The sequence below is a fragment of the Xanthomonas euroxanthea genome, from assembly GCF_900476395.1.
Taxonomy (GTDB): Bacteria; Pseudomonadota; Gammaproteobacteria; order Xanthomonadales; family Xanthomonadaceae; genus Xanthomonas; species Xanthomonas euroxanthea.
The window spans coordinates 964,879-976,009 of sequence record NZ_UIHB01000001.1 but is presented as its reverse complement, the minus strand read 5'-3'; the positions used below and the strand labels follow the sequence as shown (position 1 = coordinate 976,009).

Below are 11,131 nucleotides of genomic sequence, written 5' to 3'. Positions count from 1 at the left end.
CTCACTGGCGGCTCTCCTGCAACGGCGCGGGCTGGGCGGTGGTGGGCGCGGCCGGCGGTGCGATCGCGGTCGGGATGCCGGCGGACACTTCGTCCACCGGATCCGGCACCAATGCCGGGTCCAGGTCGGCCGGCTGCGGCTTGACCACCGGCTGCCCGGTCTTGCCGGCAGCCTGCGCGGCCAGCCACGACTGGATGTCGTCCGGCGGCACGTCCATCAGCCGCAGCGCGCCTTCCATCACCCGATGGAACACCGGTGCCGACACCAGGCCGCCGTAATACACCTTGCCCTGCGGATCGTTGATCACGATGACGGTGGCAAAGCGCGGACGCGTGGCCGGCACCAGGCCGGCGAACAGCGCGTTGTAATGCCCGCGCTCGTATCCGTTGGCGCCGTTCTTGCGCGCGGTACCGGTCTTGCCGGCCACGTGGTAGCCCAGGATCGCCGCGCCCTTGGCGCCACCCTGGGTGACCACGGTTTCCATCATGTCGATGACCTGGCGCGCCACTTCGGGGGTGACCACCTGGCGGGTTTCGTTGTGCTGGCCGCGCACGAAGGTCGGCGGGGTCAGCTTGCCGCCATTGCCCAGCGTGGCGTACGCCTGCGCGATCTGCAGCGGCGTCACCGACAGGCCGTAGCCGTAGGACATCGTGGTCTTGGACGGGCCGCTCCAGCGCGCCGGCTGCAGCACCACACCGGCCGATTCGCCGGGAAACCCGCTATGCGGCGCAGCGCCGTAACCGAAGTTGCGGATCGACTGATAGAAGGTCTGGTCCGGCACCTTGGCCGCGATCTTGGCCGCGCCGATGTTGGAGCTGCGCGTGATCACGCCGGTGACGTTGAGCACGCCGTTGTTGCGCGGCACATCGCGGATGGTGAAGCGCCCCACCGACATGTAGCCGGGGTTGGTGTCGATGACGGTGTCCTTGGTCACCACGCCGGCGGTCAGCGCGGTGGCCACGGTCAGCGGCTTCATCGTCGAGCCCGGCTCGACCAGATCGGTGACCGCACGGTTGCGGCGCGCCGAGGGGTTGATGCCGGTGACCGCGTTGGGGTTGTAGGTCGGCAGGTTGACCATCGCCAGCACTTCGCCGGTGGCCACATCCATCACCACCATCGAACCGCCGGCAGCGTTGTTTTCGACCAGCGCGTTACGCAGCTCCTTGTAGGCCAGGAACTGGATGCGGCGATCGATGCTCAGCGTCAGGTCCTTGCCCGGCTGCGCCGGACGCACCAGATCCACGCTCTCCACGATCGCGCCGCGCGCATCGCGCACCACCTTCTTGGAGCCCGGCTTGCCGCGCAGCCATTCGTCGAAGGCCAGCTCCAGGCCTTCCTGGCCGCGGTCGTCGATATTGGTGAAGCCCAGCACGTGGGCCATCGCCTCGCCTTGCGGATAGAAGCGCCGGAACTCGCGCTGCGAGAACACGCCGGGAATCTTCAGATCGACAATCGCATGCGCCTTGTCCGGGTTGATCCGGCGCTGCAGGTACATGAATTCCTTGCCGGCCTTCTGCGCCAGCTTGGCGTTCAATTCGTCCAGCGGCTGGCCGAGCGCCTTGGCCAGCTCGGGAATGCGGTCCGGATTGCGCAACAGCTCCTGCGGATTGACCCAGATCGATTCCACCGGCGTGGACACCGCCAGCGGCTCGCCGTTGCGGTCGGTGATCATGCCGCGCGAGGTGGCGATCGGCAGCTCGCGCAGGTAGCGCGCTTCGCCCTGGCGCTGGTAGAAGTCACGGTTGACCAGCTGCACGAACGCCGCGCGGCCGATCAGCGTCACCGAGCACAGGCCCAGCGCGATGCCGACCAGCGTCAGGCGGCCACGCAGGTTGAAGTTGCTGCGTGCGCGGTTGCGGCCGGCCTTCATGGCGCACCTCCGTGTGCGCCACCCAGTGCGCCACCCTGCGGGCGGCTTCGCCGTGCAAAACGGTTGTCCTGCCGCACCGTCATGGGCGCACCACCACGATGTCGTTGGTCTCCGGGAACTTCATCCCGATGCGCGCACGCGCGACCTGATCCACGCGGTTGCTTTCCGCCCAGGTGGCCTGCTCCAGCTGCAGCCGGCCGAATTCGATATTCAATTCATCGCGCGTGTGTTCGAGCTTGGACAACTGCACGAACAGCTTGCGATGCATGTGGCGCATGTACACCACACCGATCGCCGAGGCGATGCTGCAGGCCAGCAGCACGATGAGCAGCAGGCGGCTCATGCGGCGTCTCCGTTCGGAGACGCCGGGAATCGGGAATCGGGATTCGGGAATCGGGAAGCAGCGCCGCTGTTGCCTTTGCCCATTCCCGATTCCCCATTTCCCATTCCCAGCTTTTCGGCCACCCGCAACACCGCGCTGCGGGCGCGCGGGTTGACGCTCAGTTCGGCGTCGTCGGCCTTGATGGCGCCGCTGATCAGCTGCAGCGTCGGCACGAAAGGCTGGGCTTCGGGCAGGCGGCGGTTGCTCGGCGGCGCCTTGGCGTAGCGGGCCATGAACTGCTTGACGATGCGGTCTTCCAGCGAGTGGAAGCTGATCACCGCCAGGCGGCCGCCGGGCTTGAGCGCACCCAGGGCGGCATCCAGGCCGGCTTCCAGGTCGTCCAGCTCGCGGTTGATATAGATGCGGATCGCCTGAAAGCTGCGCGTGGCCGGATGGGTCTTGCTGTCGCCGCGCGGCATCACCGAGGCGATCAGCTCGGCCAGTTGCGCAGTGCGCAGCAGCGGCTGTTCGGCGCGGCGCGCCACGATGGCGCGCGCGATGCGGCGGCTCTGGCGCTCTTCGCCATAGGTCCACAGCACGTCGGCGATGTCGCGCTCGCTGGCCTGCGCCAGCCACTCGGCCGCGCTCTGGCCGGCATCCGGGTCCATGCGCATGTCCAGCGGGCCGTCCTTGCCGAAACTGAAACCGCGCCCGGCCACATCCAGCTGCGGCGAGGACACGCCCAGATCCAGCAGGATGCCGTCGACGGTTGCCGCAGCGACCACCTGGCCGAGGCCGGCAAAGCTACCGCGATGGATGGACACGCGCGCATCGCCACCGAACGACTGTTCGGCCACGGCGATCGCGTCGGGGTCCTTGTCCATCACCAGCAGTCGACCTCCCGGGCCAAGGTGTTGCAGCACGCCACGGGCGTGTCCGCCACGTCCAAACGTGCCATCGAGATAAGTTCCGTTTTCGATCACCTGCAGGCCGTCCAGAACCTGCGTGTACAGCACCGGCACATGGGCCGCCGGCGGCTGCGACACCGGGTGACCGGGCTGCGCTTCACCGCGCATCCGGGCACCCCGGCTCACAACCTGAGATCGAGCAATTCATCGCCCAGATCCCCGTCAGACAATGTCTGCTGGATCAGTGCGCGATGTGCCTGCTCGCTCCAGAGTTCGAATTTGTCGCCCATGCCCAACAGCACGGCCTTCTTCTCGATGCCGACCGCGTTGCGGTGGCTGGCCGGGATGCTCAGACGGCCATTGGCGTCCAGCTCCAGCACTGCGGAAGAACCCACCAGTTTCTGCTGCAGCGTGCGGACCACGCGCTGGGTGTTGGGCTTGGACATCACATCGTCACGCACCCGCTCCCACTCCTTTTCCGCATACAGCCACAGGCAGCCGGCTTCGAACGGGTTGTAGGTGAGCACCAGGCGATTGCCGCTCACGCGCGTGACCAGGTCGCGGTACGCGGTTGGCACCGCCATACGCCCCTTGTCGTCCACCGTGATGGCAGTCTCGCCCTGAAACACCGAATACAACCTCGAATACCCGCTGGGGGATCATTGAACCACGAAAAACCACAAAACACCTGGTTTTCCCTCCGTTGCCCACCTTAGCAGCGCGTCAAAGGTTGTCAACAACTTTGAGGGCCACAAATCGCCAGTCGCATCAATGAGTTGCGGCACTCTTTAGAGACTTGTTCAAAGGTTATCCACAAGTTGCTGTTTCATCTCAGATTTTGAGATTGAACGAAAATTCAGGGGCGTGAAGGCCATGTAAACCCGACCGCAGTCTCACTTCACACTGCGCCAGCTGCACATGGTCAATGCGCAAACAGGCGACAATCGGCGGCATGTGCCTGGTCGCTCTTGCCTGGAAAACCCACCCGCGCTGGCGCCTGCTGCTGGTGGGCAACCGCGATGAATTCCACGAGCGCCCGACCGCTGCGCTGGCGCGCTGGCCAGCACCCGCCGACGGGGTGCTGGCGGGCCGCGACCTGCGCTCGGGCGGCAGCTGGGTGGGCCTGGGCAGTGACGGCCGCGCCGCGGTGGTGACCAACGTGCGTGACCCGCTCGCCAGCGCGTCCGGCCGCTCGCGCGGTCACCTGATTGCCGATTACCTGGCCGGCAGCCTGGACGCGGCCGTCTACGCCGGCGACCTGGCGGCCGCCGCGCACGAGTTCCCGCCGTTCAACCTGGTGGTGTGCGACGCCGAGCGCTGCGAACACCTCAGTAACCACCCGCCCCTGGCACGCACGCTGGCGCCTGGCATCCACGGCATGTCCAACGGCCCGCTGGACGCGCACTGGCCCAAGACCGCTGCGTTGACCGCGGCCTTGCACGACTGGTGCGCCGCAGGCAGCGACGACCTGCAACCGCTGTGGACCGCCCTGGGCAACCACGCCATCGCGCCGGACCACGCCCTGCCCCACACCGGCGTGGACCTGCCCACCGAACGCCTGCTGTCGGCCGCCTTCATCAGCGGCGCCAGCTACGGCACCCGCGCCAGCACCATCGTCGCGGTGGACCACCACGGCAACGGCTTCATCCACGAACGGCGCTTCGGCCCGAACGGCATCTTCCAGGGCGAGACGCGGCTGGAGATTTAGAGACACCGGTACTGCGTGGCGGGACGATGAGGCGAGAAACAAAGGGTCTGGCCCACGCATCGCTCCCCGTAGGCCGGACAAATGCAGATCGCCCAGCCCTCCTTCTCCCCGCCTGCGGGAGAAGGGGGCGCGCAGCGCCGGATGAGGGAATGGGTACCCCGTCCCCACGGCGCCCCCATCCGCCCTTCGGGCACCTTCCCCCGCAAGCGGTGGAAGGCAAAGATCTCCGGGACCGCTCTTCCCCTTCCCGCAAGCCGGGAGGAAGCAGACCGCATCGCTCTCCTTCTCCCGCCCGCGGGAGAAGGTGGCGCGCAGCGCCGGATGAGGGTGGGATCCGCCACGCATTCCCGCGCTGCCCCCATCCGCCCTTCGGGCACCTTCCCCCGCAAGCGGTGGAAGGCAAAAAAGGTCTGGACCCGCCCGCCCCCCTCCGTAAGCCGGGAGAACAAAGCAGCAGTCATTACCAAGCAATTCCATCGACAGCAGTTCCATCGATGGCGGACGACCCGACGCTCCAGCAGTGCACCCGAGTGCAAGCCCCCTTGAGTCAAGGGGGCGCGGCGACAGCCGCAGGGGTGTGGCATGCCCGGAGCGGGGCCCGCGGTTCGTACCGCCACCGGCGGTACGAAGCGTGGGTGTCTTCTTTGGGCGAACGCCCGAAGAAGGCAGCGAACAGCCGCAGGGATTTGGAATGCCCGGAGCGGGGCCCGCGTTTTGTACCGCCAACGGCGGTACAAAGCGTGGGCACCTTCGAGAAGGGCGAACGCCCGAACGAAGGTGGCGGAGCCGGCCGGTAAGCCGGGTTCTGTCGTGGACAGTCATTCGTCTAGGCGCTACGTCACCGCAGCGCTCAAGCAACCTACCCGGATCCAGCGCGGGCCACGCCAATGGATCCCTATTTGGTCTTGCTCCAGGTGGGGTTTGCCGTGCCGGTCCGTTACCGGACTCGCGGTGCGCTCTTACCGCACCATTTCACCCTTACCGGCCCCTCGCCACCCCTCTGCAGCCTCTAAACGCACTTGGCGATGCTGCGCATCGCCGACACGCTTCAGTGGCGGCAGAGGGGTGACGAGGGACGTAGGCGGTATCTTTCTGTTGCACTTTCCGTCGGCTCGCGCCGCCCAGGCGTTACCTGGCACCTTGCCCTATGGAGCCCGGACTTTCCTCGGCACTCTTGCGAGTGACGCGACTGTCTGGCCGACTCCGCCGGGGCGCACTATACGCTATCGCCACCTTTCAGAACGGCGCCGCGAGCCGGCCCCTCCATCGCCGGCAGGCCCGCAATTGCCCGTAGGAGCGCACCCGGGCGCGAGAGGCCTTACCGAGAAAAATCCCACTACAGGTCAACGTGCTCCTGCAACAACACACCTAGCCGCCATACAAGGCCTTGCGCGGCGCACCGGTCAGCTCGGCGGCCAGCTTGGCGGCGGTGGACGGCGGCAGGTGTTCGGCCAGCTTGGCGTAGACGCGGCGGCCTTCGGCCAGCTGGCCTTCGGCGGCGTCGGCGGCGCCCTGCACCATCACCACGAACTCGCCCTTGCGCTGGTTGTCGTCGGCTTCGACCCTGGCCTGCAGCTCGGCCAGGGTGCCGTCGAGTACGGTTTCGAACAGCTTGGTCAGCTCGCGCGCGATCACCGCCGGGCGCTCGTCGCCGAAGGCCAGGCGCAGGTCGGCCAGCGATTCGACGATGCGGTGCGAGGACTCGTAAAACACCAGGGTGCGGGTTTCGCCGGCCAGGTGCGCCAGGCGCTCGCGACGCGCGGCGCTCTTGGCCGGCAAAAAGCCCTCGAAGCCGAAGCGGTCGCTGGGCAGGCCGGCCACGCTGAGCGCGGCGATCGCCGCGCAGGCGCCGGGAACCGGGCTGACCCGGATCCCGGCGGCGCGGGCGGCGCGCACCAGCTTGAAGCCAGGATCGCTGACCAGCGGGGTGCCGGCATCGCTGACGATGGCCAGCGACTCGCCCTCGCGCAGGCGCGCGACGATGCGCTCGGACATGGCGTCTTCGTTGTGGTCGTGCAGGGCCAGCAGCGGGCGGTCGATGCCGAAGTGGCCGAGCAGCTGGCGGGTGTGGCGGGTGTCTTCGGCGCAGATCGCGGCCACGCCACGCAGCACCTCCTGCGCACGCGGCGACAGGTCGGCCAGGTTGCCGATCGGCGTGGCGACCACGTGCAGGGTTCCAGGGGAGGTCATCGACGGTATTCCGTAGGGCAAAGGGTAGAATCGTAGCGTTTTTAACGGTCCGCCCCGGCGGGCCCCGTCCAATGGATCTGAAATGAACAAGCGTGTTGCAAGGATCTCCGCCCTGTCGCTGATGGTGATGCTGGCCGCCGGTTGCGCCACCAGCAGCGTCACCCAGACCGCCTCGCCGACCCAGAGCGCGGCGCTGGCGTTGCTGGACCAGGGCAAGCCGCGCGAGGCGGCGCAGCAACTGGAAGCCGAGGCCGCCGGCGCCAGCGGTGCGCAGCGCAGCCGCCTGCTGGCCGCGTCCGCGTTCGGCTGGCACGACGCCGGCGATGACGCACGTGCGCGCACGCTGCTGGCGCAGGTCACCGCGCGGCATCTCGGCGGCGAAGACCGCGCCCGCTTCGCGCTGCTGACCGGCGAGCTGGCGGTGATCGACAAGCAGGCCGCGCAGGCGCTGCAGGCCCTGGGCGACAGCCCGCAAGGCCTGCCCCAGCCGCTGCAGACCCGCTGGCTGCTGGCACGCGCCGCCGCACTGGAAGGCACCGGCGACCTGTTCGGCGCCGCCGCCGACCGCGCACGCGCCGATGCCAGCCTGACCGGCACCCCGCGCAGCGAGAACCAGCGCGCGATCGTGCGCCTGCTGGCCGCACTCGACGACGCCACGCTGAAGGGCCGCACCGCGGCGCTGCCGGCGGGCGATCCGCTGTACAACTTCGCCGGCCGCGCCCTGATCAGCCGCGGCCTGGCGCTGCCGCGCGCGTTCGACCGCGACGCGCAATGGGGCTTTGACACCAGCAAGCGCCCGCCGGCCGAACGCGATGGCTATCGCCCGCCGATCAAGCTGGGCGTGCTGCTGCCGCTCAGCGGCAACCTGGCCACCGCCTCGGCGCCGGTGCGCGATGGTCTGCTGGCCGGCTACTACGCCGAAACCCGCCGCCGCCCGGAACTGCGCTTCTTCGACACCGCCGGCACTGCCGCCGGCGCCAATGCCGCCTACGACAAGGCAGTGAGCGCCGGGGTGGATTACGTGGTCGGCCCGCTGGGGCGCGACGAAGTCAGCGCCGTGTTCGCACGCGGCCAGCTGGCGGTGCCGGTGCTGGCGCTCAACCGCCCCACCGACAACAAGGCACCGCCCAGCGGCAGCGCCGGCTTCTCGCTGGCGCCGGAAGACGACGGCATCATGGCCGCCGAATACCTGCTCTCGCGCGAACGTCGCAACGTGCTGATCGTCGGCACCAGCGACGACAACGGCAAGCGCACCATCAAGGCCTTCCGCGACCGCTTCAGCGAACGCGGCGGCACCATCGCCGGCAGCATCAGCGTGGCCGAGGTGCCGGGCGACATCGGTGCGCAGCTGCGCAACTACGGCACCGCCGATGCGGTGTTCCTGGCAGTGCGTGGCAACACCGCGCGCGCGCTGGCGCCGCAACTGGCCTTGAGCGGGTTCGCCGGCAAGTCGCGCGTGGGCACCTCGCAGCTGGTGGCCGGCACCGGCAAGGTCGAAGACGACCTGGCCCTGGACGGCATCGTCTACCCGAGCGAGACCTGGACCGCCCTGGGCGTGTCCGGGCTGCCGGCCTCCACCCAGGTCGCCAGCACGTTGCCCAGCGCACGCGGACCGGGTGCGCGCCTGTTCGCGTTCGGCTACGACGCCTGGAAGATCAGCGCGTACCTGGAAAAGCTCGCCACCGGCACCGATGGCGGCCTGCGCGGCGCCACCGGCACCCTGCATCTGGACGGCTTCGGCAATGTGCTGCGCACCCCGGCCTGGTCCACCTTCAACGGTGGCCGCCCGGTGCCGATCGCCGACGGCCGCTGACACCATGCCGGCGGCGCGTCAGCAACGTGGTGCGGCGGTGGAAGCGGCCGCCCGCGCGCTGCTGGAGCAGGCCGGGCTGCGGTTGGTGGTGGGCAATGCCAGCTACCGCGGCGGCGAACTGGATCTGGTGATGCGCGACGGGCAGGCGCTGGTGTTCGTGGAGGTGCGTTATCGCCGCGACAACCGCTTCGGCGGTGGCGCGGCATCGGTGGATGCGCGCAAGCGCCGCAAGCTGGTGCTGGCCGCGCAACTGTTCCTTGCCTATCACCCGGCACTGGCGACACTGCCGTGCCGCTTCGACGTGGTGGAAGCCAGCGGCGAGCCGCCGGTGCTGAACTGGATCCGTGACGCCTTCCGCGCCGACGACTGCTGACAACGACCCACGCGCGATGCCCACCATCATCACCCACGCCGCCGTGCCGCTGGCGCTCTGGTGCGCCAGTGAACGCGGCCGCCTCTCGCCACGCCTGCTCGCTGCCGGCATCGTCGCGGCGATGTTGCCGGATGCCGATGTGCTGGCGTTCGCGTTGCATGTTCCGTACGCCGATGCGTTCGGCCATCGCGGCGCCAGCCACTCGTTGCTGTTCGCCGGGCTGATCGCGCTGCTGGGCGGTGTTGCACATCGCCTGTTGCGTGCGGACGCGCTGCAGGCAGCAACGTTCTTGTGCGTCTGTGCCGCCTCGCATCCGCTGCTGGATGCGATGACCTCCGGCGGATTGGGCGTTGCGCTGGCCTGGCCATGGAGCGAGGCACGCTGGTTCGCACCGTGGCGGCCGATCCGCGTGTCGCCCTTCGTCAATGGTTTCTTCAATGCGCGCGGCCTGGCCACGCTGCTCTCCGAGCTGCGCTGGGTCTGGCTGCCGCTCACCGCCGCCGCGCTGGGATGGAGATGCATCCAGCGCGCGGCACCACAGGATCACCTGTCATGACCGATGTGCTTCCCACTGCCCTGGCCGACTTGCTGGCCGCGCGGCTTGGCCCCGATGGCTGGCTGACCGGCGCCGACGCGCGGCGCCGCCATGGCGAAGACGATTCGCGCCGCTGGGCCTTGCCCGCCGCCGTCGCGCTGCCGCGCGATACCGAGGAGGTGGTGGCGATCGTGCAGGCCTGTCGCGCCCATGGCGTGCCGATCGTGGCGCGTGGCGCGGGCACCGGCACCACCGGCGCGGCGGTGCCGTTTGCCGGCGGCGTGGTGGTGTCGATGGCGCGCATGAATCGCATCGTGGCCTTGCGCCCGGAAGACCGCTGCGCCGTGGTGCAACCGGGCCTGCTCAACGGCGAACTGCAGCAGGCCCTGCAGCCGCACGGCCTGTTCTGGCCGCCGGACCCGTCCAGCGCGGACATCTGCAGCGTCGGCGGCAACCTGGCCACCAATGCCGGCGGCCCGCGCGCGGTGAAATACGGCGCCACCCGCGACAACGTGCTCGGCCTGGTCGCAGTGACCGGCACCGGCGAGGTGATCCGCTGCGGCGGTGCATATACGAAAAATTCCACCGGCTACGACCTGACGCATCTGCTGGTCGGCAGTGAAGGCACCCTGGCGATCATCGTCGAGGCGACCTTGAAGCTGACACCGCGTGCGATCGCACAAGCCGGTTTGCGCGCGCTGTATCGCGACGCGGCCAGCGCCGCGGCAGCGGTGTCGCGCATCATGGCGCAACCGACCACGCCGACAATGCTGGAATTCATGGATGCCAGTGCGATTGCGCTATTGCGCCGCAACGGCAGCGATGTCCCCGAGGCCGGCGCGATGCTGCTGATCGAAGCCGATGGCGATCACGACACCCTGCCCTACGCACTGCAGGCCTTGCACGCTGCAACCGATGGCGAGGGCGTGGTGAGCCTGGACGTGGCCGCCGATGGCAGCGCGCGCGACAAGCTGTGGGCGGCACGCCGCGCACTGTCGCCGGCGCTGCGCACGATCAAGCCCGGCAAGATCAACGAAGACGTGGTGGTGCCGGTCTCGCGCATCCCCGACCTGGTGGCCGGCGTGGAAGCGCTTGCGGCCGAATTCGCCTTGCCCATCGTCGCTTTCGGCCATGCCGGCAATGGCAACCTGCACGTCAACATCATGTACGACCCGGCCGATGCCGACGAAGACGCACGCGCCCATGCCGCATTGCCGCGCCTGTTTGCGCTGGTGCTGGCGCTGGAAGGCACGCTCTCCGGCGAGCACGGCATCGGCGTGGCCAAGCGCGATTTCATGGCCCAGGCCTTCAGCGCACCGACGCTGGCGGCGATGCGTGCGATCAAGGCCGCGCTGGATCCGGACGGGATCCTGAATCCGGGCAAGGTGTTGCCACCGCTCGAGTGACGCTGC

General features: G+C 68.8%; 10 protein-coding genes and 1 other RNA gene. 5 read left to right on the top strand and 6 right to left on the bottom strand.

Features of this window, described 5'->3' with window-relative positions; genetic code table 11:
• Position 1: 1 nt before the first annotated feature.
• From CPBF1521_RS04175 to mraZ, 4 genes are all read right to left on the bottom strand, one after another.
• Entirely contained in the window at positions 2–1,870 is a 1,869-nt protein-coding gene (locus CPBF1521_RS04175; protein WP_104584549.1) for a peptidoglycan D,D-transpeptidase FtsI family protein, read from the bottom strand.
• A 79-nt stretch (positions 1,871–1,949) separates the two neighbouring features.
• Positions 1,950–2,213, bottom strand: coding sequence for a cell division protein FtsL (ftsL, locus tag CPBF1521_RS04170; RefSeq protein WP_005991913.1), 264 nt, complete (start codon positions 2,211–2,213; stop codon positions 1,950–1,952).
• Entirely contained in the window at positions 2,210–3,268 is a 1,059-nt protein-coding gene (gene rsmH / locus CPBF1521_RS04165) for a 16S rRNA (cytosine(1402)-N(4))-methyltransferase RsmH (protein ID WP_167765997.1), read from the bottom strand. The genes ftsL and rsmH overlap by 4 nt, the downstream gene beginning before the upstream one ends.
• A gap of 14 nt (positions 3,269–3,282) precedes the next feature.
• Positions 3,283–3,738, bottom strand: a complete 456-nt coding sequence (gene mraZ / locus CPBF1521_RS04160; RefSeq protein WP_016903087.1) for a division/cell wall cluster transcriptional repressor MraZ — start codon at positions 3,736–3,738, stop codon at positions 3,283–3,285.
• 314 nt (positions 3,739–4,052) lie between these two features.
• On the opposite strand from mraZ, the gene CPBF1521_RS04155 reads away from it, so the two are divergent.
• Positions 4,053–4,808: an NRDE family protein gene (locus CPBF1521_RS04155; RefSeq protein WP_115676521.1), complete on the top strand. Its 756-nt coding sequence runs from the start codon at positions 4,053–4,055 to the stop codon at positions 4,806–4,808.
• A gap of 778 nt (positions 4,809–5,586) precedes the next feature.
• On the opposite strand, the gene rnpB is transcribed toward CPBF1521_RS04155, so the two are convergent.
• Both rnpB and rsmI read right to left on the bottom strand, forming a co-directional pair.
• Positions 5,587–6,013: RNase P RNA component class A (rnpB, locus tag CPBF1521_RS04150), an RNA gene on the bottom strand.
• A gap of 163 nt (positions 6,014–6,176) precedes the next feature.
• Positions 6,177–6,998, bottom strand: a complete 822-nt coding sequence (gene rsmI / locus CPBF1521_RS04145; RefSeq protein WP_115676104.1) for a 16S rRNA (cytidine(1402)-2'-O)-methyltransferase — start codon at positions 6,996–6,998, stop codon at positions 6,177–6,179.
• Positions 6,999–7,080: 82 nt separating this feature from the next.
• Between rsmI and CPBF1521_RS04140 the strand changes: the two genes are divergently transcribed.
• Genes CPBF1521_RS04140 through CPBF1521_RS04125 form a run of 4 tightly spaced genes read left to right on the top strand, consistent with a single transcriptional unit; the run spans position 7,081 to position 11,125 of the window.
• On the top strand, positions 7,081–8,811 hold the full coding sequence (locus CPBF1521_RS04140; protein WP_104584544.1) for a penicillin-binding protein activator: 1,731 nt from the start codon (positions 7,081–7,083) through the stop codon (positions 8,809–8,811).
• A 4-nt stretch (positions 8,812–8,815) separates the two neighbouring features.
• Positions 8,816–9,184 (top strand): YraN family protein, encoded by a 369-nt coding sequence (locus CPBF1521_RS04135; RefSeq protein WP_104584541.1) that lies wholly within the window; start codon positions 8,816–8,818, stop codon positions 9,182–9,184.
• 16 nt (positions 9,185–9,200) lie between these two features.
• Entirely contained in the window at positions 9,201–9,740 is a 540-nt protein-coding gene (locus CPBF1521_RS04130; protein ID WP_115676102.1) for a metal-dependent hydrolase, read from the top strand.
• Positions 9,737–11,125: an FAD-binding oxidoreductase gene (locus tag CPBF1521_RS04125; RefSeq protein WP_115676100.1), complete on the top strand. Its 1,389-nt coding sequence runs from the start codon at positions 9,737–9,739 to the stop codon at positions 11,123–11,125. Before CPBF1521_RS04130 ends, CPBF1521_RS04125 begins: the two co-directional genes overlap by 4 nt.
• Positions 11,126–11,131: the final 6 nt, after the last annotated feature.